Origin of the sequence: Vibrio breoganii (assembly GCF_024346795.1) — a bacterium.
Lineage (GTDB): Bacteria > Pseudomonadota > Gammaproteobacteria > Enterobacterales > Vibrionaceae > Vibrio > Vibrio breoganii.
The window spans coordinates 25,727-50,239 of record NZ_AP024865.1 but is presented as its reverse complement, the minus strand read 5'-3'; the positions used below and the strand labels follow the sequence as shown (position 1 = coordinate 50,239).

Sequence of the window (24,513 nt, the reverse complement as noted above, 5' to 3'; positions counted from 1 at the left end):
GGCTTTCTTTTATTCATCGCACCTTAAATACACGAAATGAAAGAGTTCACTTCCCAACGAAATGATGAATTGAATATTAAATTGCCAATAACAGCTAAAATCTTTATAGGCAGAGCATTCATCGCAGTAATCTAACTTTTACTCTCAGTCATCGCTGCACTCACTTGTTATCTTGCTCCCCTCAAAGGGGATAATTGCGAGCAAAGGGTTAATACAATGAACTTTCTATTTAGGATGATTACCGGACAATATAGGCTTATATGGTTATGTGCCATCGTCTATTCCGCACTCTTCAACTTCTCATTCTTTAAGCACTTCACTGATGCCTTTCCTACAAGTGATGGCAATACCGGCTTTTTAATCAGTGTTGTTGTATTTTTGATTGCTGCCCACGCTCTAGTATTTTCAATCTTAGGTGGACGACTATTCACCAAGTTAGTGTTGATAATAGGCTTCTTGATTGGCGCCTCAGCCGCGTATTTCTCTTGGACCTACGGCATCGTGGTTGACACTGTGATGCTAAGAAACATCGCAGAAACCGATAGCAGTGAGACTTTTGGCCTGCTCTCCGTAGAGCTCGTCATGGTGATAGTGTTAGGCGCTCTTGTTCCCGCATACCTTGTCTACAAGGCACCGGTAGGGTACCAAGGCATTCTCAAAGAAATTAGAGCAAAACTTTTCTCTATCATGCTCGCTATTGTGATGATAGCTGCAGCACTAGTGCCCTACAGCGCTAACTACGCCTCGTTCTTTCGTGAGTACAAGAGTGTTAGGTTTTACTCAGCGCCTCTTTTTCCACTCTACTCTGTTGGCAAATACTTTGGTAAAAGTAATGTCAGTCTGCTTAAGCCAGAGTCTGAAATGGTCAATGTTGCGCCAGATGCCAAAATAGAGCATAGCGATCCAAACAAACACGATCTCATTGTGCTAATTGTGGGAGAAACAGGGCGCGCTGATCATTTCTCACTTAATGGCTATAAACGCCAAACCAACCCAAGACTGAGCAAGCGTAAGGGAGTTATTAGCTTCTCGCACATGACCAGTTGTGGCACCTCCACTGCAGTGTCTGTGCCGTGTATGTTCTCCCCCGACCCGAGAGATGAGTTTGACAGTAAGTCCATCTACAACAAGCTCAATGCCCTAGACGCGCTACATGAAAATAACGTCGCTGTGCTTTGGAGAGACAACAATTCCAGCTCTAAGGGTGTTGCTGAACGCGTTGATTACCAGTCATTTAAGTCTTCTGATCTCAATACCATCTGCGACCCTGAATGTAGAGATACCGGAATGCTAGTTGGTCTGGATGACTATGTCGATAAGCACCCAAATCAAGATATCGTTGTTGTACTTCATGCGATGGGCAGCCACGGGCCAGAGTACTTTAAGCGCTACCCACAGGTGTTTGAACAGTTCACTCCTGTGTGTAAAAGCAATCAACTGGCTAAGTGTTCTAGTGATGAAATCATCAATGCCTACGACAACACTATGCTGTTTACTGACTTCTTCATTGATAGCAGCATTGATTGGCTAGATCAGTATTCTGGCCAATACAAAACCGCTCTGCTTTACGTTAGCGATCACGGTGAGTCTTTGGGAGAAAACGATGTTTACTTGCACGGAATGCCTTTTGCCTTTGCACCAGAGGTACAAAAACACGTCGCGGCGGTCGCATGGCTCAATGACTCGTCAACATTCAAGTATCAGGACGTGGTTAAAAACAAAGAAGTGCCTTTCACTCAGGACAATTTTTACTGCTCTGTGCTGTCACTGCTCGATGTAAATACGAAGTTTTGTCCTCATGAGAAATCAATTTTCTTTGAGCACAATAACAAGCAAGAATAGTTGTGACACTTAATTAACTGATTTCATTAGATTCTTAGTAAGCGACTTTTTAAAAAGAGAGTATTTGACGGATCTGATCCGTCATATGCGAGTGTGTTGATATCTACGCCTTGATTACACTCATTTATGAACCTCGCCTAGTGTTTGATTAAGCCACAAATACTAGGCAGTTCGACCTACAAAGTTAGCGCCTTGAGCGTTTTTATGGTCATCTTGACCAATATCTCTAATTGAAAAGTCCACACCTGAGACTCCCTTTGCCCTAGCTAGTTTGCTGGGGCTTTTTTTTGCCTTAATTTCTCTCGCCAACAATGCTCCATCTGAAACGACCATCATCGCTAGTCACTCAAAATAAGTATCACCTCACCCATTATTCCAAAAGTTTATGCTCAACGAGGCAATGCTAATGGCTATTTCATACGACAAAACCACTATTTCCCTACCTATATAGGGGTAATCAAACAAATTTCAATTTAAATCAGCAAGGCTCTACAACCATTAAAGCAATACAAAACAATGAGTTAATTCTTCTCGCCAGCTAAGTGAGGGTTTAATCATTCAAACCAGATTGTTTGATTCTAAATTACCTCGTTAAAGTTGCCTCACTCACTGAGTTGGTGAGTTAATTATTAAGTCAATTCAAGCGATACGCCACTGTTTGGCTACCTATTTTAGAATTTAGAAAGTGATTTAGTTATGAGCATAATTTCAGATTTATTTAACTTATCACCATTTATAGCTTTATTTATTACTCTCTCTTTAGGTTACCTAGTAGGTAAGATCACTATTGGACGCTTCGTTCTTGGTGGTGTTGCAGGAACACTATTGATGGGCGTAGTTGTGGGCCAATTTGGTGTAGACATCGACCCAGGCGTGAAGAGCATCTTCTTTGCTTTATTTATCTACGCTGTTGGTTATCAGGGCGGAGCACAATTCTTCAAAGCCCTTAACTTTAAAACCATCAACATTCTGCTGTCAGCAGTAGTGATGACGGTATCAGGCCTTTTATGTGTCTTGGCAGCAGCATGGCTGTTTGACCTAGACCGTGGGACTGCTGCAGGCCTTGCTGCCGGTGGTTTGACTCAATCTGCAATCATAGGTACTGCTGGTGATGCGATCGGACGCCTTGGTGGCTTAACCGAAGAAGCTAAACACCTAATGCAAACCAACGTTGCTGTGGGTTATGCGGTGACATATATCTTTGGCTCTCTAGGTCCAATCCTAATGGTAACTTGGGTATTCCCGACACTGATGAAGTGGGATATCCGCGCTGAAGCTATCAAAATGGCAGAAGCTAACTCAGATGGTCAGCAAACTCTAGGTGAAGGCGAATTTAACGCTCTAACCAAACTAGAAACTCGCGCTTTTAAGATTGATAGCGAAAGCTCTCTTAAAAACAAAACCATTGCCAACATCAATCAAGACTCAATCAATGCCCGCATTGAAATCATCGAGCGAGATGGCAAAGAACTTGATGCAGATAGATACAGCGTTGTTCAAGAAGGTGATGTTCTCGTCATCACTGGCACTCGAGATGCTATCTACAAAGTACAACACGCTGCCATTGGCGAAGAAGTAGTGCTTCCAGCTGACTATCAAGTCATCGAAGAAAACCGCCAACTTATTGCAGACAACAAAAAGCTGATTGGTCGTACACTAAGCGATATACGTTCAGAGGCCAATGATGGCACTTACCGCGGCGTTTATGTCACTGACTACATCCGCGAAGGCAGTTCTATCGCAGTAACTCCGGATCTAGTGGTTCAGAAAAACGATGTTATTCAGCTAACAGGTTCAGCTAAAGACATTAACCGTGTTGAGAAAAACATCGGTAAACGCATGAACACAAGTGCGATGACAGATTTCGTTATTCTTGGCATGGGTATGGTTGTCGGCCTTCTAATTGGCCTAATCAGCTTCAAGATTGCGGGTATCCCAGTGACCATTGGTTCTGGTGCAGGCTGTCTGATCTCTGGTTTGCTTGTCGGTTGGCTACGTAGCCGCAACCCACATGTTGCTCAGTTCCCAACATCAGCTGCAGCGTTTATTCGTGACTTTGGTCTAGCAGCATTTGTCGGCATCGTTGGTCTAGAGGCTGGTCCTCAAGCTGTTGATACTATTAAAGAACACGGTATGAGCCTACTGTTTCTAGGTATGGCAGTAACCATTATTCCGCAAATTATTTCGTTCTTCTTCTCTTACTATGTGTTGAGAATTAAGAACCCAATTGAAGCACTAGGATGTGTGACTGGTGGTCGCAGTGCAAACCCTGCATTCGCAGCCCTAATGGAGAAAACAGGTAATGCAACACCAGTATTTACCTTCACCGTCACTTACGCCGTAGCAAACGTTCTGCTTACGCTATGGGGCCCTATTATCGTCGGCATTATTACTGTTAACGCTGGCATGTAAATAACACAACTATTCAAGACTGATCCCTTACTCAAATAACAAGGGAGGGGATCGTCTTACCTAGAATTATTCAATTAAGGTTTTTACAATGACTACTACAACTTCAAACATCGATTTTTCAAAATTTGCTGACCTAAGCCCATTCGAACTAAAAGACAAACTTATCGAAGTGGCACAAACTGTTCCAGACCGTGCTCTTCTAGATGCAGGCCGTGGTAACCCTAACTTCCTAGCAACTCTGCCACGTAAAGCGTTCATTCGTCTTGGTGAGTTTGCTGTTGCTGAAGCTGAGCGTAACTACGCTTACCTAGGTGGTGATTTCGGTGGTATCCCCGATGGCGTGGGTATTGTTGAGCGTTTCGATACGTTTGCTAAAGAGTACTCAAACGACAAAGGTGTTCAGTTCATCGAGCGTGCACTAAGCTACGCAAAAGATCGTCTAGGCATCCAAAAACAAGCGTTCCTAAACGAACTGGTTCTTGCTTACCTAGCGTGTAACTACCCAGTACCACCACGTATGCTAGTGAACATTGAAAAAGTGGTTAAGCAGTACATCGCAGAAGAAATGTACGGTCCAGTTCCAATGACCACAGACTTCGATCTATTTGCAACGGAAGGTGGTACGGCTTCAATGACCTACACATTCCAAACTATGTTCAACAACGGTCTATTGAAAAAAGGCGATAAAGTTGCGCTAATCACGCCAATCTTTACTCCTTACCTAGAAATCCCAGAGCTTTCTGAGTATGAACTAGAAATCGTTGAGCTACGTCTTGATGAGACTACTTGGCAGCTACCAATGTCTGAAATCGAGAAACTAGCAAATACAGACATCAAACTACTTTGCGTCGTTAACCCTGCTAACCCAGCATCAGTGAAATTCTCTGACGAGACTCTAGAGAACCTAACCAACTTTGTGAATGAGCAACGCAGTGACCTATTCATCATCACCGATGACGTATACGGTACATTTGCAGATGATTTCGTTTCTCTATTCGCAAAACTACCGTACAACACACTTTGTGTTTACTCGTTCTCTAAATACTTTGGCGCAACAGGTTGGCGTTTAGGTACCATTGGTATCCAACACAAAAACGTATTTGATGACGCACTACGTTCTTTCAGCGAAGAAAAACAATGCCAACTTGATGACCGCTACAAAACACTGACTCCAGAGCCACGTGATATTAAGTTCATCGACCGCATCGTTGCTGATAGCCGCAGCGTAGCCTTGAACCACACTGCTGGTCTATCTCTACCGCAGCAAGTGCAAATGGCGATGTTTGCTCTAACTTGCCTAATGGATTCTGAAGGTAGCTATAAAGCAGCATGTAAACGCATCATTCGTGAGCGCTACACAACTCTATACACCAACATGGGTCTAGAAGTTGAAGAGAACAAAGACCGCGTTGATTACTACACACTACTAGAGCTAGACACTCTAGGTGGCAGATTATACGGTCAAGAATTTGTTGATTGGTTCAAAGCAAGCGGTAAAGGTAAAGATTTCCTATTCCGTCTAGCTCACGAAACTGGTGTTATTTTACTACCAGGCAACGGCTTCGATACTGTACATGCGTCTGTTCGTGTATCTCTGGCTAACCTTACTCACCACGAATACGAACTTATTGGTCGCGCAACTCGCACTGTACTTGATGAGTACTTCCAAGAGTTCATGGCTTAAGTAGCACCAGCTTAACAACCAGCCCCTAGATAGGACTTCTATCTAGGGGCTTTTTTTGATCTCAATAACATGACAATTTAGTTCAATTAAATCAGCACCTTATGAATATATCTTTTATGTTCAATAACCATTTTTCATCAGCGAGCTTTACATTTTTACGCACTCATCCAAAAATCAAACTCAATTATTCACTGCGTGAATACACACTTTACATGTAATTTTTCACTGCTCAATAAATGAACTTGTGATAAAGGGCTGTTATTACAGAGAAAATAGTGAGCAATCCGGCTTAGTGAGAGTCTGCTCCAAAATAATCATTTATTTGTCATATAAGATTACTTGGCTTTTACATTGACGGCGCGAATAAAACCGCCGGATATACGAATAAAAATCCATAACGATAAGAAAGGACATCGTAAATGAAAAAGACTCTCGTAACCCTAGTCGCTACCTCGGTTCTAGCCGCATTCGGCGTCAACGCAAAAACCCTCACATTAGGTCATGCAATGAACCTAGACAGTGCCGCTCACGCAGGCATGGTTATCTTCGCCGATAAAGTCGAAGAGAAGTCTGATGGAGATATTAAGGTTAAGATCTTCCCTAACGGCATGCTGGGCTCTGAGCGCGACCAAGCCGAACAGGTTGTGACTGGCGCTCTAGACATGGCTAAGATCAATGGCTCTCTGGCTGAATCGTTTGAACCTACGTACAAAGCAATTTCTATCCCTTACCTTTTCCGTGATTCAGACCACATGCATGCATTCATGCGCAGCGAGTCCGCTGAAAAACTATTGGCTTCAAGTGCAGGCAAAGGCTTTGTAGGCATCACTCTGTATGATTCTGGCTCACGCAGTTTCTACAGCTCTAAACCTATCAATACCCCAGAAGATCTTGCTGGCCTGAAAATTCGCGTTCCAGAATCGCCAACTATGATGGAAATGGTGCGACTGCTAGGCGCTAAAGCAACACCAGTACCATTTACTGAAGTGTATACAGCTCTACAGCAAGGCGTTATTGATGCCGCAGAGAACAACATCTCTAGCTTGGTTGAGATGAAGCACTCAGAAGTAGCTAAATTCTACGCAATGGATCAACACATGATGACACCTGATCTCATCATGATCTCTGAAAACACCTGGGCAAGCCTATCTCCTGAGCAACAGAAGATCGTTAAAGAAGCCGCGATTGAGTCTATGGAAGAAGAGATCAAAATCTGGGCTGCTACCGACGAGAAGAACATGAAGATCGCTAAGGAATCTGGCGTAACCTTCATTGAAGTCGACACTAGCAAGTTCCGTGAGAAAGTACTTCCTATGATTGAGGGCGCGAAGCAAGACCCTGCTTTGAAATACTACATCGATTCAATCGAAGCACTGTAATCACCCTTACCTCTCATTTATTGCCCTCCTCTTTGGAGGGCTCATTTTACTGATCTTGACGTGGAGGGAAGATGTACTCATTTTTACGTCAGTTTAAAACAATCCTAGACAAAAGCATTCTCACCTTCTGTGGAGTTGCGATCGTCACACTCGTCGTCACAGTGACATGGCAGGTATTTAGCCGCTATGTACTCAATGACCCAAGTTCGTTTACCGATGAATTAGCACGCTACACCATGATCTGGTTTGGACTTGCAGGGGCTAGCTACCTATTTGGCAAGAATGGCCACCTCGCCATCACCCTTTTCATTGGCTCAGTGAAGGCTAAGCACCGCAAATACTTTCACGTGCTCATCAATCTTGTTTCTATAGCCTTCATTAGTCTTGCAATGGTCAAAGGTGGACTGCTACTTATGAGTCGCACAATGGTGCAGTTCTCTCCAGCGCTGCAAATCCCAATGGCATACGTCTACCTAATCTTGCCGATATCAGGGGTAATCATGCTCATCTACCTGGCATTGAATACCGCTGAAGTGTTTGCTCCGACTCAAAATATCAAGGAAGGCCAATAGTATGGATATCTCAATCGGCTTTTGGCTACTGTGTTTATTTCTGTTTCTCATCGCCTTTAGCGTACCTATCGCAATCGCCATAGCCATGTCTTCATTGGTGATCATGTGCACCATTTTGCCTACCGATGTCGCCTTTATGACCGCGGGACAAAAGATAGTCACAGGCATCGATAGCTTTAGCTTACTGGCTATCCCCTTCTTCATACTCGCTGGTAACATTATGAATCGTGGCGGTATCGCCTCGCGATTGGTGCAGTTTGCCAAGATCTTGGTGGGTCGCCTGCCGGGTGCGTTATCTCACGTGAACGTACTCGCTAACATGCTATTTGGCTCGGTTTCAGGTTCGGCTGTAGCGGCAGCGGCAGCGGTAGGTAAAACCCTTGAGCCAGAGCTCGAAAAAGAGGGCTACGACAAGTCTTACTCAACTGCGGTGAACGTAGCATCTTGTCCTGCTGGTCTGCTTATTCCGCCAAGTAACTCTCTGATTGTCTTCTCTGTAGTGAGTGGTGGCACGTCGATTGCGGCTCTATTCATTGCCGGTTATGTCCCAGGTATCTTGATGGGACTTAGCTGTATGGTTGTGGCGTATATCATCGCTAAGCGAAAAGGCTACAAGAGCGCGGCAATTGAGCTCACCTTGCGTGAAAAGCTCATCATCACATGGCGAGCCATACCTAGCTTAGGGTTAGTTGTTGTGGTGATCGGAGGCATCATTGGGGGCGTATTTACAGCGACCGAAGGGGCGTGTATTGCGGTGCTCTACTCGTTTGGATTGTCGCTCTGTTATCGAACCTTAGGTGTCAAAGAGTTAAAAACCATCTGTGTAGAAACCGCTGAAATTACAGGCATCATGCTGTTTTTGATTGGCGCTTCAACCATCATGTCTTGGGCAATGGCATTCACTGGCCTGCCAAGCATGATCAGCGAATGGATGCTTTCTATCTCAGACAACCCAATCATCATCTTTATTCTAATGAACATCATCTTGCTCATTGTGGGGATGTTTATGGATTTAACCCCTGCAGTATTGATCTTCACTCCCATCTTCATGCCTATCGCAACCCAACTTGGTATGCACCCAATTCACTTTGCAATGATGATGATATTCAACTTGTGTATTGGTATCGCAACCCCTCCGGTGGGCACTGCACTATTCGTGGGTTGTAGTGTTAGCGGAGCAAGGATAGAGAGTGTCATTCGATCCATATTGCCATTCTGCGCGGTGTTGATTGTTACCCTATTGCTGATCACCTTTGTACCAGCAATTAGCTTGGCACTGCCGAAAGCATTTGGTTTGATTAACTAGCCTCATTTGATAACGCCACGCACACAAAAAATGCCTCTCAGCTTTCCAGCCAAGAGGCATTTTTATTTGTCAGTGACATTAAGAAAGCAATTTCACCAAGGCTTTACCTACCGCACCCGCGCTAGTCGGGTTTTGCCCTGTGATCACTCGCTCATCAATAATCACTAGCTCTTGCCAAGGCTGAACCTTGTTAAAGCGCGCAGCACTTCGCGCTAAAGATTCTTCTAATAGGAAAGGAATATCATTGATAGTGCCAAAGTCGATTTCCTCTTCTCGAGTGAAACCTGTCACCGATTTAGACTGCAGCAACGTTTCGCCATTACTTAGCTTGATAGGCAGCAAAGCGCCGGGACCATGGCATACCGCAGAGATGATACCTCCACCTTCATAGTGCTTTGCAGCAATGCTGGCGAAGTCTTCATTCGCTGCTAGGTCTGAAAGCAGGCCAAATCCACCCGGATAGAAGATAGCGTCATAATCTCCGATGTTCACCGCAGATACTGGGAGAGTATTGTTAACGCGGCTCTGAAAATCACTGTCAGCTAAAATATCTGCATTAACACTATCGCCCTCAATATCAGTGCCATATAGAGGCGCTTCACCGCCGTGTATTGAGGCAATGTCATAATCAAACCCTGCAGCAAGTATCGCATGCAGTGCATGAGTCAATTCAGGAGCGTACGTACCATTGGCTTGGTCAGTGTCACCTAGTGTCGCGTGGTTGGTAACGGGAATAAGTACTTTGGTCATTGTCTATCCTTTGAGGCTAAATGAAGTGCCATAGCATTAGATAGTAGTTGCTAATTGATTGATGAGTAAAAGAATTACTCAGTATCCGCGTCAACGAGTGATAGCGGATACAAATTCCAAAAATCACTTCAACTCAAAATACTGAGCAATCTTTTGATACGGCATATCAAGCTCTAAACCAAAATGAGTCTTCACTTGCTTAAAGTAATCAGACTCATTAGAAAGCTTTATCTCCGTAATCTGCTCACCTTTCTTAATCTTCAAAAGATCGTTAAGCAAGGTAACTGTGCCTTCTTCGGTCGCTATCGACGCGATACCGGCAGACGTAAACACTGAATTGGGGCTTGTTGAGGTAAAATGATTGCCGTACTCGATATCACCGGCGCACACCTCTTCCATATCGAAGCTATAAAGATTTAGCCAATCGTATTGGTCTTTTACCTGCAGCATAGTGCCGTATAAATCATGAGCGACTAAACGGAAGGTTTGTAGATCGGTACAAAGCTCAGTGTTCATTTTAAGAGGAAGTGGATGCCTTGGGGTTTGCGAACCAAAGCCCGCATCCACCAGCCATTGTTGGTCATCAAGTGTAACCAGAGAAACTTGGTGCCCTCGCCCTGTTGGCACTTCCGACAGGTGCACTCGACCCAGCAGCGCTCTTGCTTCAAACCCTATGGCTGATAAGACTCTAAGCATCAAACCATTCAATTCAAAACAGTAACCACCACGCTGATGGGTGACAACCTTATTGAAAATTTCATCAGCGGTAGTCGCTATCTTTTTGCCCGCAATCACATCAAAGTTTTCAAAGGGTACAGCTCTGTGCTGAGCATTGTGCAGTGCCTTTAAGCCTTGCACTGAAACCTCGGGTTGCTTCGATAAGCCAATTCGAGAAAGGTATTGAGAGAGGGTATCTGAGTTCATTAGCCAAGTTCCTTATTGTAACTAAAGAGCAAGTTAACACATTTCTTGGTAAACCCAGTGACACTCTCGCCAACACTCCAAAACCTCAGTACCATATAAGGAAAGTTTAACCCATCGGAAAACCAGAATGTCTCTTCCTCCTTGCCCAAATTGCAGCTCAGAATATGTGTATCAAGATCAGAGCAACCTAGTGTGCCCAGAATGCGCCTATGAATGGAACCCAACTCAAGACGCTATTGAAGCAGAAGCTTCAGCGGTACGTGACGTAAACGGCAATAAGCTAGAGCAAGGGGACAAAGTCACTATCATCAAAGATCTTAAGGTTAAAGGAAGCTCTTCAGCAGTTAAGATTGGCGCCAAGGCGGTCATTAAGCGCGTAACCATAGCTAAAGACCACCAGCTCGACTGCAAAGTTGAAGGTTGGGGAGAAATCCTAATCACAGCGAAATATGTGAAGAAGAGTTAAGCCTTTCAGTCCATTTTCAATGAGCTGATATGGTCTGCTTTCTCGTTAGGTTGCAGAGCAAAGGTTGCAAAGCAAAGGTTGCAAAGTCTATTTTTTGAACAACACTCTATCCAATGCAATGGATATCAAGGAATATGACATGCGACATTTTCTGACACTCTGCGCGATGCTCTCCATGAGCTTGTTCATCCCCTTAAAAGCGATAGCCGCTGGGCACTACCAGGTCGATTCAAAGATCTCCACCGTCAGCTTTGCCACCATCAAGAAACAATACATCGTTGAACCTGCGGTTATTAGTGGTGTATCGGGCAATCTTGATGACCAAGGTATGTTGGAAGTGATGGTGCCTCTCAAGAATTTGGACACTGGTGTATCGATTCGAAATGACAGGCTCAATGAGCTCTTTTTCAACGCTGCAACCTTCCCTGATGTGAAAATATCAGCTCAGGTTCCAGCTGAGTTGATGAAAGGCGATAGGGTTGTAACGCAAGCAACCATAGCTGCAACAGTCACTCTATATGGGAAGTCTCAAACCCTAGACTTTATGCTTAATATCGTAAGGGTGGGGAATGTAATCTCTGTATCGAGCGTCAAACCTGTCATCGTAGATGGCACAAGTTTTGGTATTCCCAAAGAAGCCCTGCAGGCCGTATCAAAAACCGTGGGTGATATAGCGATATCCTCCACCGTCGCGGTAAACGTTTCTTTGGTGCTTATTAAGTAGCTTCTATCAAAATATAAAATGGCGCCTTCACAGCGCCATTTCACATGTTAACCATTAACTTTTTCCAACTTCGGCTTCATATCATTTGGAACTTTATCAATTGACATCAAAGTGAGTTGTTTACCCTCTTGAGCATCACTATTCTGTGCTTTTAGGAGCGACTGGCTTGCGGTTTTCGGCAGTTTCCACATGGCACCCGTTGCAGGGTCAACGATAAGAAGACCAATCAAACCTCCAAATAAAATATTACCGACATACCAACCATCTACTGACGATGATACCGTAGCGATTGAATCTTCATAGCCGTTCTTGTGATAGGTGATTGTGTAGTCTGCACCATCAAAGAAGCCATTGCCCGCATCTAGAGAAATAGTTGATGGAGTATGACCTTTGCTGATGACTACACCATCTTCATTAGTAATTGTGTATATCGCATCATCAGGAGAACTAGTGATGGACATTGTATAGTGACTATCGCTGACGATAGAGGCACAGCCGGTAGTAGCTAACAATACAGAAGTAGTGAAGATTAAAAGTGGCTTTTTCAAAGTAGATATCCTAGTTTTGCTAGGCCTTCTGAAGAAGGCCTACACCTGTCCAATTTTTCGCCATATTAACGCATAATAATCGACAGTAGGGATGCAAAATCTATGATTTCAAATGGTCAGAAACTCCCCATTATCACTTGGCAATTCCTGACCGATGAATCGCAATTAAGGTTGCTTGCTACGAAACGGCACCAACAGTTGCTTGCCAAACACATTGATAAGCGCGCCGATGACAATGAGTCCACCGCCCATGTAAGTCCAAACAGACGGAATCTCGCTAAACACCCAAACGCCAAGTAACGCAGAGAACACGATCTGCACATAAGAATACGCAGACGCTTTACCCGCATCTTGGGTTTGCATTGCTTTGGTTAGGCCGTACTGACCTATCTGAGTAAAGATGCCGACGAGTACTAGCATGATAGTGATATACAGACTTGGCCAAACAAAATCCTGCCAGATCAATAGGGTAGAAACCGGAAGAGCCACCATAGGGAAATACAAAATGATGACAGAGCTGTCTTCTGTTCGGCTTAGCTTTCGTACAATAACGTAAGCAATGGAGCTTCCAAACGCGCCACAAAGAGCAATCATTATGCTAAACATAGGCAATTCACTACTATCTCCGCCCATGTTCGGCTGAACCATAACGAACAATCCCAGTAAACAAAATGCAATGCATATCATGGTGGACTGCTGAATACGCTCTTTAAGGAACAGTACGCCCAGCAGAGCCGTAAACACAGGATGGACATACTGCAATATAGTGGCTTCAGCCAAGGGTAATGTGGTGACTGCATAGTACACACACATCAACGCGCCGGTTCCAACCGCCCCACGTAAAAACAGCAGTGGCTTGTTGTTGCCCAGCGCGGATATCCCCTTTCGCTTTACGTCGATGTAACTAATGATTAGCGACACCAATGCCCTAGCCGCCACAATCTCAAATACAGGAATGCCATAGTTACTGATGTACTTCACACACGCCGACATGAGCGCGAACCCAAAAGCGGAGAGAAGCATAAACCTAACCCCAACAGGGATTAGTGAGAGAGAAGAAGTTGGCATAGTCGTGTCTGTTAGTCTTGGGGGACGAGAATCATATCCTAGTTTAGGATATTCGAGCTAAGTGATTGTGATTAATTGGGAAAATAAGTCGGGGTGGAACGTGCAGACTGGCTATGAACTGTCATCTCCGAGTGCTTTTCTGGGCCAGCACACTGGTCGGAGATCTTGTTATTTGCTTTGCGCATACTACAGAGCATCAGATGCCCGATAAGAGACCTCGGGCATGACTGAGTTTGCCGGCGTCATCTCCGAAGTCTTTTCTGGGCCAGCACACTGGTCGGAGATCTCTTCAACTACTGAACACTTTAGATCCTCGACCGGAATGCCGGCCCAGAAAAGCACTCGAGGATGACCGAGTTCACCAGCGTCTTTTCTGGGCCAGCACACTGGTCGGAGATCTCTTCAACTACAAATCTCGATATAACTTCATAAAGAATGCACTGATAGCAAGAGCAAGCGCCACAACGGTTAGCATAGTAATAGGCACCACAAGTGAAAAGCTCGGTGTAAGGTACATAGCACTCATGGTCATTATCAATAGTAAGTTAACACCTAGTACTTTTTGCAATGCTAAAGCAGGCTTTTCAGTTACCTTCCAAACCAAAAACACATTCACAAAGTAGAAACCAGCTAGCTGCCAAAGCTCTGTAAATGATGGCAGGATAAACACATACTGGGTTAAGAAAAATGTTCCCCAACCCGCAACGCCAATCACAGTTTGCCCGATTGCATTGCTCGGCAAGCTCACTATCACACTCGCAAAAATCGCACAGACCAAAGGCATCATGTAAGCGCCTGGAATTGGCACATACCACCAGATTGCAAGACCAGTTAGAAGTACACTGAGCGATCGAACCACATTTCCCAGTCGTTTATCTAAAGGCAAATCAAAGGCGCTGTACTTGATCTTTGGAATCGCGTATTTCACTGTCATTTGGCCTAGCCATTTGCTTAGATCATTGCGACCATTCATAGGATTTGAAAGCGTCTCTATTAGTAGGTAGTCTCCATCTCTAATATCTTGTATATCCACCGAACGTGCTACCTTTGGCGACTCAACCAACACTTCAAGAAGCTCAATGGCACGGATAATCACACGCCAAGCACTTCTCTCATGTCTTAGTCTATGGCTACCATTCAAAGGCAGATCCAATATTGCTTTTAACTTGCTTAGATTCGATTTTTGCTGACCCGCCAGCTCTTCGTCACGTTCAAATTTCCCCAAAGAAAGTTGGCTCAGTTGTGCCTTCAAGTTTTTTGTTGTTGGTGCCAACAACGCAAAGAAATCGTCTTCTATCTTTTGTGGCCAAATAACACTGAATATCACACTAAAAACGAACAAACCCAGCAAGGTTTCCTGAATCCGTAGTATCGCCATATTGAAGGTTGTAACACTATCAAATGACCCCATACAGGCAATGATGGCACAAACATTAAGTCCGATGGTAAAGGCATACCCAAACTGTTTATGAGACCCCATGAACGAACAAAAGCCCAAAAACAGCGTAAACAATGTAATAAATGCTAAGTGGTCTTGGGGAAACAGCGCCAACAAAAACATCGCGTAGCTTATCCCGAAGGCCGTGCCTAACACTCGATTGCGCCCCTTCTTCACCGAGTGTGAATACGATTCGTTAGCTGCAGCAACCACTACCGCAATAGCGGCCCAATAAGGTTTGTCCCATCCGAACCATAACGCTATCGAAATAGACAGCGATATAGCCAGAGCGACTTTGATGGCTTCCTGAGTCGAGCGGCTCAACACAGTTGACCCCATCATTGCGGATTTTCTCCTTTGATGATCTTCACCGATGCAGTCATGCCAATACGCAGTTGAATATCTTCAGGAACATGAGTCAATTTCACTTTCACTGGGATTCGTTGCGCTAGACGAATCCACTCAAAGTTAGGATTCACAACAGGCAGCAAGCTGTTCCCCGTAGAGCCATCTTGCATCGAGATGCCGTAACCAACACTTTTGATTTCCGCTTCTAACACGCGGTCAGATTGAGTCAGTAGCGTAACAAAGGAAAGATCGCCCTCATCGACACCTTGCAGATCAGTTTCTTTGAAAAAGCCTTCTATCCAAAAGCTGTCTTCATCAATAAGCGCGACTACCGGGGTATTAGCAGTAACTTGAGAACCTTCTCGCAAATGCAAGTTAGTGATGTAGCCATCTGTTGGTGCATATACCTTAGTAAATTCAAGGTTCAGTTTTGCCTCTTCAACAGCGGCTTGCATCACCTCTAGGTTTGCCTTCGCTGTCTCTACCGCATTGCCTAAGTTATTTAGAGTCAATACCGGTACAGCTCCAGGCGCTCGCTTCTCAAGGCTGACGGCTCTTCGCTGCTCATCACGTGCTTTTTTAAGCAAAGCACTGGCTTGCTTTTTGCTCGCCAATGTTTTGTTCAGAGAAGCCTGATAAACACTCTGGTCAATCTCAAATAACAGATCGCCTTTTTTCACCTGCACATTATCATCAACGTGTACGTGCGTGACCTGACCTGTCACTCGAGGGGTAATCTCAACGATGTATGCTCGAACCTGACCATCTCGCGTCCATGGATTTGAATCATAGGTAGAGTAAAGTGTGTAACCTACGAAGCCAGCCACAGCGACGAAGATTAGAGTTGTGATATAACGCATCATCATGCTTTACCTTAAACTAAATTCCAATAACGACTGATGACACCGACAAAGATCACCACCAGACTCAGCTCAAAAATCGCAGGTACAGCAATGTATCGGTAGATACCGATCTTGTTACCCACGAAAGAAAAAATTGTTGTTGCTAGATAGGAGACCAATACCGCCAATAACAAGGGCGGGAAATAAATCTCTCCAATTACCACTTCACTTGGCATAGATTCCAACCTGTAACTCTGTTCAATAACGCTAAGATACGGTGGATTTGTAGTAGGTAGTTAATCTCAGTTGAAGGACAGAACCCGTCATAATTTGAAAAAAGGAGAGAGTATTGCATTCTTTTAAAGCGAATTAGTGGTCATTCTTGGATTTAGTTGTTACTGTTTTATATACGATTTAGACCGAATAGACCTGTATATGAATTTCAGTCTCGAACAACTGCTTGCCTTCGTAAACGTTTATGAACAACTCTCTTTCAGCAAGGCCGCCGTTAAATTAAACAAGCACAGAACAACCATTGGTCAGGTAATCACCAACCTAGAAGACCAATTGGCGGTTACCCTATTCAATAGAATTGGTCGTTCAGTAGAGCCCACCGAAGATGGACACTTGCTTTACCACTACGCCAAGCAAGCCATTGAGCAAGCTCGTACCTTCGACAAGGTCGCTCTAAGCCTTTCGTATGGTGAATTAGAAAGTATCAATATCGCATACTCAAATATTCTGCCTCAAAAATTACTGGCTGACATTCGAGTGCAATTGGCAAAAGACTTTCCGAACATGCGCGTGAACTTTAGCGCAAAAACCAAATCTGAAGTCAAAATTGGCTTAACCAACGGCGATATACACTTTGCGCTAGTAAATATTCACGAGAGCACTGCAATACATAGTTTAGATTCTACGTTTTTAGGTAACCTTGAGTTCCTACCTTTTGTGAAAAAAGACAGTGATATTACAAAATTGCCCCCAGATAAAATCTTCGGCGAACTGAGAAATCGACGACAGTTTGTATTAACTTCAATGGTTAGTGATGGAATTAAAGACAAAATCTTGCTCTCTGCTGACCATGAAGAGATCGACCAGCTTTCTCTCATTGTTAAGTTAGTGCAAGAAGGATTGGGGTGGGCGTTGTTACCTGGATCCTTAATGTCTTCTGACTATGTCACCGCAAATATGCAGTATGTCAAAATGGATCAAATGAGGCAGGGCTTCAGATTTGGTTTCGCCCTTTGGTGTCCGCACTCTAAACAGATTACCACAGTGAAAAAGTCGATAATCATGGCGATAGATGCGTTCATCAATGAGCATATCAACTAGTAGATTTAACGTCGTTCTAAAGGTGGTTCGTTGGGTACATGCTGGCATCTGAAGGCGAAGAGATCCCCGACAAGGCACTTCGCGGATGACAAAACTCGACAATTAATGCCTAGGGACTATCATCTTCGTCGTTCCCAAAGTGTTTTATTGGGAACCTGTTGGCTTCTGAAGGTGAAGAGATCCCCGATAAAACACTTCGGGGATGACAGAAATCGACCATTGTACATAGGGGCTAACCTCCCCGTCGTTCCCAAGGTGTTTTATTGAGAACCTGTTGGCTCCTGTAGGTGAAGAGATCCACGATAAAACACTTCGGGGATGACGATAATCGACCATTCGTACGGAGGGGCCAACTTCTACGTCGTTCCCAAAGTGTTTTATTGGGAACCTGCTGGCTCCTGTAGGTGAAGCCCCCCCCCCCCGATAAAACACTTCGCGGATGACAACAGTAAACTTTAGCTTTGGGTACCTAACTCTCTAGATCCTACTACTCGAAATCACATGTAACATGATGTTAATCACACTCTCGTCTACCTCACTCTAGATCCTAGTCACACATTCTCAATCTACCTCTCGCTAATCAATTCATGTTGGTTATTATTCCCATCGATACGTATCGATGAGTTTAAAATCGACAATAGCGATAACACAGAAGGTCGCAAAACATGAAGAAAAGTACCCTAATTAATTCCGAGATTTCATATCTAGTTTCCACTCTTGGCCATACAGATGAAATCACAATTTGCGACGCGGGTTTGCCCATCCCAGATGAAACTCAGCGAATCGATCTTGCACTGACACACGGTGTGCCCTCGTTTATCGAAACGATCAAGGTGATCTTATCTGAGTCTCAAGTGGAGGGTGTCGTCCTCGCGGAAGAGTTCAAGGTTGTCAGTCCATCTCTTCATGATGCCTTCCTTAGTGAAATCGAAGCAGAACAAGAGCGCTGTGGAAAAAACATCACTATCACCTACATCTCTCATGAAGCTTTCAAAGACCAAACGCGTCAAAGCCGCGCTGTGGTCAGAACTGGCGAATGCACACCCTACGCTAACGTTATTTTCCAAGCTGGCGTCGTCTTTTAATCCATTGGTTTAAGGAACTGGTATGAATCAAGCCATTCTACAACTAGCCGACATTGAGAAAGCTTTCCCTGGAGTGAAAGCTTTGGATAAGGCGAGCCTTAATGTTTATCCCGGTCGTGTCATGGCACTGATGGGTGAAAACGGCGCAGGCAAGTCCACTTTGATGAAAGTGCTCACCGGCATCTACAGCAAAGACTCTGGTTCTATTGCTTATCAGGGTTCAACGGCCTCCTTCAAGGGACCACGAGACTCTCAAGAAGCGGGTATCAGTATCATCCATCAGGAACTCAACCTTATTCCTGAGCTGACTATCGCAGAAAACATCTTCCTTGGTCGTGAGTTCACCTCTAAGTTTGGTCGAATTCAATGGGATCAAATGTACCAAGAAGCTGATCAATTATTAGCGCGTTTGAACGTGAAACACAGCTCAAAAACGCTATTGGGCGACCTTAGTCTTGGCGAGCAGCAGATGGTCGAAATTGCCAAAGCTCTGTCTTTCAAATCAAAAGTCATCATCATGGATGAGCCGACCGATGCATTGACCGATACCGAGACTGAATCGCTGTTTGCAGTTATCAGAGAACTTCGCGAGCAAGGCTGTGGCATCGTTTATATCTCTCACCGATTAAAAGAAATCTTCCAGATTTGTGATGACATTACTGTACTTCGTGACGGCAAATTCATTGGTGAATGTGAGGTTGCTAACACCGATGAAGATGGCCTAATTGAAATGATGGTTGGTCGAAAACTGGAAGAACAATACCCTCGCGTTGACGTCAGGCACGGTGACACCTGCCTAGAGGTAAAAGGATTGACGGGTTCTGGTGTACATGACATCAGCTTTAACCTTAAACGCGGAGAGATCCTTGGGGTGTCAGGTCTTATGGGCGCTGGACGCACTGAGCTGATGAAGGTGATCTACGGTGCCCTTCCAAGCGAGCGCGGCGTGATCAATCTTAATAACCGAACAATTAACCCAGTGAGCCCTCAAGATGGCTTGGCCAACGGCATCGCTTATATCTCAGAAGATCGTAAAGGCGACGGGCTGGTCCTTGGGTTGTCTGTTAAAGAAAACATGTCACTAAGCGCCTTAGACAAGATCACCAAGGGCGGGCGCATTCAGCACGATGCAGAAGCCATTGCGGTTGAGGACTTCATTCGCTTATTCAATATCAAGACGCCTACTCGCGAACAAATCATCGGTAACCTATCTGGTGGTAATCAGCAGAAAGTAGCGATAGCAAAAGGCCTAATGACTAAGCCAACGGTGCTGATTCTCGATGAACCCACTCGCGGCGTAGATGTTGGTGCCAAAAAAGAAATCTATCAATTGATCAACAAGTTTAAAGCCGATGGCATGAGCATCATCTTAGTCTCTTCTGAAATGCCCGAGGTGCTGGGTATGAGTGACCGCATTCTAGTAATGCACGAAGGCCAAATCAGTGGCGAGTTTGAAGCACATGAAGCCGATCAAGAAAAACTAATGGCATGCGCCGTGGGCAAAAAAATTAATGAGGTAGCAGCATGAGTAGCAATGCTATGAGTAAGACAAACACCGAAACACACGGTAAAAAACTGTTCAGCAAAGAGTGGCTAATAGAACAAAAATCATTGATAGCACTGCTGTTTTTGATTGTTGTTGTGTCGTTTCTTAACCCGAACTTCTTTACTGTCGACAACATCTTAAACATCCTTCGTCAAACCAGTGTAAATGCGATTATCGCGGTGGGTATGACGCTGGTTATTCTTACTGCAGGTATCGACCTGAGTGTCGGCTCTGTGCTAGCGCTATGTGGTGCCTTTGCGGCAAGTTTGATCGCAATGGAAGTACCCGTGTTCTTCGCAGTACCGACCGCATTGGTTGCGGGCGCAGGCCTAGGCGCAATCAGTGGCATCATTATTGCCAAGGGTAAGGTGCAAGCCTTTATTGCCACGCTAGTAACGATGACGCTCTTGCGCGGTGTGACTATGGTGTATACCGATGGTCGCCCAATCTCGGCGGGCTTTACAGATACCGCGGATGCATTTGCATGGTTTGGTACTGGTTATGCGATGGGCATCCCTGTTCCGGTGTGGATCATGGTTGGTGTATTTGCCACTGTTTGGTACCTACTTAACCATACCCGCTTTGGTCGCTACGTTTACGCTCTTGGTGGTAATGAATCTGCTGCTCGTCTTTCAGGTATCAATGTCGATAGAGTAAAGATTGGTGTTTACGCAATTTGTGGTTTGCTAGCAGCACTCGCAGGCATCATCGTGACCTCACGCCTATCTTCGGCTCAACCTACTGCGGGTATGGGCTATGAACTCGATGCCATTGCTGCGGTAGTTCTGGGTGGCACCAGTTTAATGGGCGGTAAGGGACGTATCATGGGCACCTTAATTGGCGCACTCATCATCGGCTTCCTAAACAACGCACTCAACCTTCTAGACGTATCTTCTTATTTCCAGATGATAGCCAAAGCTGTGGTCATTCTTCTGGCAGTAATGGTAGACAATAAAAATAAATAACACCCTGAGAACAAAGTGGTCACGGATTGTGGCCACTTTAGTGAACCTCTCCCTACACAAGGAAAGCATAATGAAAAAACTAACAACTCTTATCTCTGCCGCGCTCTTGTCGTCGACTATGTCTGTTTCAGCACAGGCTCAAGACACACTAGCGATCGTGGTTTCTACACTGAACAACCCGTTCTTTGTCACCATGAAAGATGGCGCTGAAGCAAAGGCAAAAGAGCTAGGTTATAACCTTATCGTTCTGGACTCACAAAACGATCCAAGCAAAGAGCTTTCCAATGTAGAGGACCTTACTGTTCGCGGTGTTAAAGCTATCCTAATCAACCCTACAGACTCGGACGCTGTATCCAACGCCATTCGTATGGCTAACCGCTCTGATATTCCTGTATTGACATTAGACCGTGGTGCAAGCCGAGGTGAAGTCGTCAGCCATATCGCATCAGACAACGTTGCTGGCGGTGAAATGGCCGGTAAATTCATCATGGAGCGCGTCGGTGAGAAAGCGAAGGTTATCCAGCTTGAAGGTATTGCTGGTACTTCTGCGGCACGTGAACGTGGCGAAGGCTTTATGAAGGCCGTTGACGGCGGTGGTATGGAGCTACTTGCTAGCCAGCCAGCTGACTTCGACCGCACCAAAGGCCTAAACGTTATGGAAAACCTACTAGCGGCAAACCCGAACGTTCAAGCTGTTTTTGCTCAGAATGATGAAATGGCACTGGGCGCACTACGTGCCATCCAAGCATCAGGTAAAGACGTGACTATTGTGGGCTTTGACGGCACTGACGACGGTATCGCAGCCGTTAATCGCGGAATGCTATCAGCAACGATTGCACAGCAACCAGATATGATCGGCGCTCTAGGTGTAGAGACTGCAGATAAGGTTCTTAAGGGCCAAGACGTAGAGCAGTACATCCCTGTTCCTCTAAAAGTAGTGACTAAGCAATAACCCTTTCTATCCAGCCCTTGCCTCTCCACCAAGGGCTGGACAGATACGCCTGAGCTCTAATTCCTAGAGTTCATACTTATCTGTTTATATCTGTGAGGACCACCAATGAGCAAATTAGTCGTTTTGGGTAGCGTGAACGCTGACCATGTTTTGCAGGTTCCATCGTTTCCTCGTCCCGGTGAGACATTGCACGGGCGAAGCTATCAAGTTATCCCTGGAGGGAAAGGGGCTAACCAAGCCGTTGCGGCCGCTCGTTTAGGCGCTGATATTGCTTTCATTGCTGCCGTGGGTAATGACGCGTTTGGCCTTAATATCGTTAAGAGCTTTGCGAGCGATGGCATTGATGTCTCTGGTGTAAAAGTCACTCGTGACTACCCAACAGGCATTGCTATGATCCAAGTATCCGATAGCGGCGAAAACAGCATCTGTATCTCAGCCGAAGCCAACGCTACCCTAACCGAACAGTCGATAGAGCAAGACCTTCCTAGCATCGCCTCTGCTGACTACCTCTTGATGCAATTAGAAACGCCAATGTGTGGCGTGACAAAAGCCGCGCTGCATGCCAATTCACACAATACCAAGGTTATCCTCAACCCTGCTCCAGCTTGCCCTCTGTCTGACGAACTTCTTGAACAAGTCGACATCATCACCCCAAATGAAACTGAAGCAGAAGTACTGACAGGTATTGCAGTTACAGACCAAACAACGGCACAATTAGCCGCAGATGAATTGCACAGCAAGGGCATCACCACAGTGATGATCACTCTTGGTGCGAAAGGGGTTTGGCTGAGTGAAAACGGCAGCGGGCAACTTATCGAAGGTTTTCGCGTAGAAGCTACCGATACTACGGCGGCGGGTGATACCTTTAATGGTGCTTTGGTGACTGGCTTGATTGAAAACAAGTCCATGCACGACGCCATCATCTTTGCTCATGCGGCAGCGGCAATCTCAGTCACTCGATTTGGCGCGCAAACTTCTATCCCAACAAGACAAGAAGTCGATGCATTTTTACAGCAATAACTAAAGGACGTTACATGGCTTCAATGAAAGACATCGCTAAATTAGCCGGGGTTTCGACCTCGACGGTAAGTCATGTGATCAGTAAACGACGCTACGTCAGTGAAGAAATATCCGAGCGAGTTAACAAAGCCGCCAAAGAGTTGAATTACTTCCCTTCTGCTTTGGCGCGCAGTCTGAAAATGAATCGCACTAATACCATTGGCATGTTGGTGACCAACTCCACCAACCCGTTTTTTGGCGAGGTGGTAAAAGGCGTTGAAAGACACTGTTATGAGAAAGGCTACAACCTGATCTTATGCAACACAGAAGGCGACCATAACCGCATGCGCGAATCTATCGACACCTTAATGCAGAAAAGGGTCGATGGCTTGATACTCATGTGTCCTTCACTTGAGGGCGAAAAGTTAGAGTCTTTTGAGCGTTCTCCTAACATTCCAGTAGTGGTGATGGATTGGGGCACCATGAGCTTTGAAAGTGACAAGATCCAAGATAACTCTCTGCATGGCGGGTATCTCGCCGCTCAGCACCTGATTGAGCACGGTCATCGCAATATCGGCTGTATTACCGGCCCAATGTCTAAGTATCAAGCGCAGAAGCGTTTTGAAGGATTTAAGCAGGCACTACAGCAGGCCGATATTGACCTAAACTCGCAATGGGTCGATGAAGGTAACTTTGAATGTGACGGTGGCTACAACGCCATGCAGCGCATTCTTAAGCAAGACAAACTGCCAAGCGCCGTCTTCGTATGCAACGACATGATGGCGATGGGGGCGATTAATGCCGCGCATGAGTTAGGCATTACTATACCCGAACAACTCTCCATCATTGGCTACGATGATTTGCACATCGCACGATTTATGAGCCCGGCACTGACCACCATTCATCAGCCAAAATTTCGACTGGGTAAGGCAGCAGTGGACGCTATTTTGCAGAAACTGAGTAATGCTGATGCACCACATAAAACGGTACAACTAGAGCCTAAATTGGTAGAAAGAAACACCGTGAGAACGGTTGTCGAACAGTAGATTCGGTACCCGTCGTTCTTGGGGTGTTTGATTGGGAACCTTTTGGCTTCTGCAGGTGAAGAGATCCCCGATAAGACACTCCGGGGATGACGAATGTCGGTCATTGGTGCCTAGGAGCTAACTTCTTCGTCGTTCCCAAGGTGTTTTATTTGGAACCTGTTGCCTCTGAAGGTGAAGAGATCCCCGATAGGACACTTCGGGGATGACAGAAATCGACCATTACTACTTAGGGACTGCCTCATCGTCGTTCCCAAAGTGTTTTATTGGGAACCTGTTGGCTTC

22 protein-coding genes are annotated in these 24,513 nt (G+C 45.2%); 15 read left to right on the top strand and 7 right to left on the bottom strand.

Annotated features, from left to right (window positions below):
• The first annotated feature begins 216 nt into the window (after positions 1–216).
• The 6 genes from OCU35_RS13535 (at position 217) to OCU35_RS13510 (ending at position 9,195) form a co-directional block, all read left to right on the top strand.
• The gene (locus OCU35_RS13535) at positions 217–1,842 is read left to right on the top strand and encodes a phosphoethanolamine transferase (RefSeq protein WP_261826272.1); all 1,626 of its coding nucleotides are present in this window, start codon (positions 217–219) and stop codon (positions 1,840–1,842) included.
• Between the two features lie 696 nt (positions 1,843–2,538).
• Positions 2,539–4,254, top strand: coding sequence for an aspartate-alanine antiporter (gene aspT, locus OCU35_RS13530; protein WP_261826271.1), 1,716 nt, complete (start codon positions 2,539–2,541; stop codon positions 4,252–4,254).
• A gap of 88 nt (positions 4,255–4,342) precedes the next feature.
• A complete protein-coding gene (locus OCU35_RS13525; protein WP_261826270.1) occupies positions 4,343–5,938 on the top strand; it encodes a bifunctional aspartate transaminase/aspartate 4-decarboxylase in 1,596 nt (531 codons plus the stop codon).
• A 419-nt stretch (positions 5,939–6,357) separates the two neighbouring features.
• On the top strand, positions 6,358–7,317 hold the full coding sequence (locus tag OCU35_RS13520) for a TRAP transporter substrate-binding protein (RefSeq protein ID WP_017027005.1): 960 nt from the start codon (positions 6,358–6,360) through the stop codon (positions 7,315–7,317).
• 71 nt (positions 7,318–7,388) lie between these two features.
• Positions 7,389–7,889, top strand: coding sequence for a TRAP transporter small permease (locus OCU35_RS13515; protein WP_017027006.1), 501 nt, complete (start codon positions 7,389–7,391; stop codon positions 7,887–7,889).
• A gap of 1 nt (position 7,890) precedes the next feature.
• Positions 7,891–9,195 carry a TRAP transporter large permease gene (locus tag OCU35_RS13510; protein ID WP_017027007.1) on the top strand — a complete coding sequence of 435 codons (1,305 nt, stop codon included), beginning with the start codon at positions 7,891–7,893 and terminating at the stop codon, positions 9,193–9,195.
• A gap of 78 nt (positions 9,196–9,273) precedes the next feature.
• On the opposite strand, the gene OCU35_RS13505 is transcribed toward OCU35_RS13510, so the two are convergent.
• Positions 9,274–9,945 carry a type 1 glutamine amidotransferase domain-containing protein gene (locus tag OCU35_RS13505; protein ID WP_261826269.1) on the bottom strand — a complete coding sequence of 224 codons (672 nt, stop codon included), beginning with the start codon at positions 9,943–9,945 and terminating at the stop codon, positions 9,274–9,276.
• A 123-nt stretch (positions 9,946–10,068) separates the two neighbouring features.
• Positions 10,069–10,869 carry an arylamine N-acetyltransferase family protein gene (locus OCU35_RS13500; protein ID WP_261826268.1) on the bottom strand — a complete coding sequence of 267 codons (801 nt, stop codon included), beginning with the start codon at positions 10,867–10,869 and terminating at the stop codon, positions 10,069–10,071.
• A gap of 127 nt (positions 10,870–10,996) precedes the next feature.
• Between OCU35_RS13500 and OCU35_RS13495 the strand changes: the two genes are divergently transcribed.
• Together OCU35_RS13495 and OCU35_RS13490 are read left to right on the top strand one after the other, a co-directional pair.
• Complete coding sequence (locus OCU35_RS13495) at positions 10,997–11,335, top strand: zinc ribbon domain-containing protein YjdM (protein WP_017027012.1); 339 nt, start codon at positions 10,997–10,999, stop codon at positions 11,333–11,335.
• Positions 11,336–11,474: 139 nt separating this feature from the next.
• Positions 11,475–12,059 (top strand): YceI family protein, encoded by a 585-nt coding sequence (locus OCU35_RS13490; RefSeq protein ID WP_102382568.1) that lies wholly within the window; start codon positions 11,475–11,477, stop codon positions 12,057–12,059.
• Positions 12,060–12,106: 47 nt separating this feature from the next.
• On the opposite strand, the gene OCU35_RS13485 is transcribed toward OCU35_RS13490, so the two are convergent.
• The 5 genes from OCU35_RS13485 to OCU35_RS13465 all read right to left on the bottom strand — a co-directional run bounded on the left by OCU35_RS13485 (position 12,107) and on the right by OCU35_RS13465 (position 16,539).
• The gene (locus OCU35_RS13485; protein ID WP_017031683.1) at positions 12,107–12,607 is read right to left on the bottom strand and encodes a hypothetical protein; all 501 of its coding nucleotides are present in this window, start codon (positions 12,605–12,607) and stop codon (positions 12,107–12,109) included.
• A gap of 165 nt (positions 12,608–12,772) precedes the next feature.
• On the bottom strand, positions 12,773–13,675 hold the full coding sequence (locus OCU35_RS13480; RefSeq protein ID WP_026026364.1) for a DMT family transporter: 903 nt from the start codon (positions 13,673–13,675) through the stop codon (positions 12,773–12,775).
• Between the two features lie 406 nt (positions 13,676–14,081).
• A complete protein-coding gene (locus OCU35_RS13475; protein WP_261826267.1) occupies positions 14,082–15,455 on the bottom strand; it encodes an FUSC family protein in 1,374 nt (457 codons plus the stop codon).
• Positions 15,452–16,327 (bottom strand): HlyD family secretion protein, encoded by an 876-nt coding sequence (locus tag OCU35_RS13470; RefSeq protein ID WP_261826266.1) that lies wholly within the window; start codon positions 16,325–16,327, stop codon positions 15,452–15,454. The genes OCU35_RS13475 and OCU35_RS13470 overlap by 4 nt, the downstream gene beginning before the upstream one ends.
• A gap of 8 nt (positions 16,328–16,335) precedes the next feature.
• Positions 16,336–16,539 (bottom strand): DUF1656 domain-containing protein, encoded by a 204-nt coding sequence (locus tag OCU35_RS13465; RefSeq protein WP_102382559.1) that lies wholly within the window; start codon positions 16,537–16,539, stop codon positions 16,336–16,338.
• A gap of 199 nt (positions 16,540–16,738) precedes the next feature.
• On the opposite strand from OCU35_RS13465, the gene OCU35_RS13460 reads away from it, so the two are divergent.
• The 7 genes from OCU35_RS13460 (at position 16,739) to OCU35_RS13430 (ending at position 24,231) form a co-directional block, all read left to right on the top strand.
• Positions 16,739–17,638, top strand: a complete 900-nt coding sequence (locus tag OCU35_RS13460) for a LysR family transcriptional regulator (RefSeq protein ID WP_261826265.1) — start codon at positions 16,739–16,741, stop codon at positions 17,636–17,638.
• 665 nt (positions 17,639–18,303) lie between these two features.
• Positions 18,304–18,723, top strand: coding sequence for a D-ribose pyranase (gene rbsD, locus OCU35_RS13455; RefSeq protein ID WP_065210972.1), 420 nt, complete (start codon positions 18,304–18,306; stop codon positions 18,721–18,723).
• A gap of 22 nt (positions 18,724–18,745) precedes the next feature.
• Positions 18,746–20,251 (top strand): ribose ABC transporter ATP-binding protein RbsA, encoded by a 1,506-nt coding sequence (gene rbsA, locus OCU35_RS13450; RefSeq protein ID WP_102321862.1) that lies wholly within the window; start codon positions 18,746–18,748, stop codon positions 20,249–20,251.
• The gene (gene rbsC, locus OCU35_RS13445) at positions 20,248–21,234 is read left to right on the top strand and encodes a ribose ABC transporter permease (protein WP_017031688.1); all 987 of its coding nucleotides are present in this window, start codon (positions 20,248–20,250) and stop codon (positions 21,232–21,234) included. The genes rbsA and rbsC overlap by 4 nt, the downstream gene beginning before the upstream one ends.
• Positions 21,235–21,304: 70 nt before the next feature.
• Positions 21,305–22,186 (top strand): ribose ABC transporter substrate-binding protein RbsB, encoded by an 882-nt coding sequence (gene rbsB / locus OCU35_RS13440; RefSeq protein WP_017031689.1) that lies wholly within the window; start codon positions 21,305–21,307, stop codon positions 22,184–22,186.
• Positions 22,187–22,291: 105 nt separating this feature from the next.
• Positions 22,292–23,206, top strand: a complete 915-nt coding sequence (gene rbsK, locus OCU35_RS13435; RefSeq protein ID WP_261826264.1) for a ribokinase — start codon at positions 22,292–22,294, stop codon at positions 23,204–23,206.
• 14 nt (positions 23,207–23,220) lie between these two features.
• Positions 23,221–24,231, top strand: coding sequence for a substrate-binding domain-containing protein (locus OCU35_RS13430; RefSeq protein WP_065210977.1), 1,011 nt, complete (start codon positions 23,221–23,223; stop codon positions 24,229–24,231).
• Positions 24,232–24,513: the final 282 nt, after the last annotated feature.

What these genes read in the sequence shown, in the direction of transcription:
- OCU35_RS13535 (WP_261826272.1), top strand. Translation starts at nt 217, where the DNA reads ATGAACTTTCTATTTAGGATGATTACCGGACAATATAGGCTTATATGG.
- OCU35_RS13465 (WP_102382559.1), bottom strand. Translation starts at nt 16,539, where the DNA reads ATGCCAAGTGAAGTGGTAATTGGAGAGATTTATTTCCCGCCCTTGTTA.
- OCU35_RS13510 (WP_017027007.1), top strand. Translation starts at nt 7,891, where the DNA reads ATGGATATCTCAATCGGCTTTTGGCTACTGTGTTTATTTCTGTTTCTC.
- OCU35_RS13480 (WP_026026364.1), bottom strand. Translation starts at nt 13,675, where the DNA reads ATGCCAACTTCTTCTCTCTCACTAATCCCTGTTGGGGTTAGGTTTATG.
- OCU35_RS13500 (WP_261826268.1), bottom strand. Translation starts at nt 10,869, where the DNA reads ATGAACTCAGATACCCTCTCTCAATACCTTTCTCGAATTGGCTTATCG.
- rbsA (WP_102321862.1), top strand. Translation starts at nt 18,746, where the DNA reads ATGAATCAAGCCATTCTACAACTAGCCGACATTGAGAAAGCTTTCCCT.
- OCU35_RS13505 (WP_261826269.1), bottom strand. Translation starts at nt 9,945, where the DNA reads ATGACCAAAGTACTTATTCCCGTTACCAACCACGCGACACTAGGTGAC.
- rbsK (WP_261826264.1), top strand. Translation starts at nt 22,292, where the DNA reads ATGAGCAAATTAGTCGTTTTGGGTAGCGTGAACGCTGACCATGTTTTG.
- OCU35_RS13490 (WP_102382568.1), top strand. Translation starts at nt 11,475, where the DNA reads ATGCGACATTTTCTGACACTCTGCGCGATGCTCTCCATGAGCTTGTTC.
- OCU35_RS13520 (WP_017027005.1), top strand. Translation starts at nt 6,358, where the DNA reads ATGAAAAAGACTCTCGTAACCCTAGTCGCTACCTCGGTTCTAGCCGCA.
- rbsC (WP_017031688.1), top strand. Translation starts at nt 20,248, where the DNA reads ATGAGTAGCAATGCTATGAGTAAGACAAACACCGAAACACACGGTAAA.
- rbsB (WP_017031689.1), top strand. Translation starts at nt 21,305, where the DNA reads ATGAAAAAACTAACAACTCTTATCTCTGCCGCGCTCTTGTCGTCGACT.
- OCU35_RS13495 (WP_017027012.1), top strand. Translation starts at nt 10,997, where the DNA reads ATGTCTCTTCCTCCTTGCCCAAATTGCAGCTCAGAATATGTGTATCAA.
- OCU35_RS13470 (WP_261826266.1), bottom strand. Translation starts at nt 16,327, where the DNA reads ATGATGATGCGTTATATCACAACTCTAATCTTCGTCGCTGTGGCTGGC.
- aspT (WP_261826271.1), top strand. Translation starts at nt 2,539, where the DNA reads ATGAGCATAATTTCAGATTTATTTAACTTATCACCATTTATAGCTTTA.
- OCU35_RS13515 (WP_017027006.1), top strand. Translation starts at nt 7,389, where the DNA reads ATGTACTCATTTTTACGTCAGTTTAAAACAATCCTAGACAAAAGCATT.
- OCU35_RS13525 (WP_261826270.1), top strand. Translation starts at nt 4,343, where the DNA reads ATGACTACTACAACTTCAAACATCGATTTTTCAAAATTTGCTGACCTA.
- rbsD (WP_065210972.1), top strand. Translation starts at nt 18,304, where the DNA reads ATGAAGAAAAGTACCCTAATTAATTCCGAGATTTCATATCTAGTTTCC.
- OCU35_RS13475 (WP_261826267.1), bottom strand. Translation starts at nt 15,455, where the DNA reads ATGATGGGGTCAACTGTGTTGAGCCGCTCGACTCAGGAAGCCATCAAA.
- OCU35_RS13460 (WP_261826265.1), top strand. Translation starts at nt 16,739, where the DNA reads ATGAATTTCAGTCTCGAACAACTGCTTGCCTTCGTAAACGTTTATGAA.
- OCU35_RS13430 (WP_065210977.1), top strand. Translation starts at nt 23,221, where the DNA reads ATGGCTTCAATGAAAGACATCGCTAAATTAGCCGGGGTTTCGACCTCG.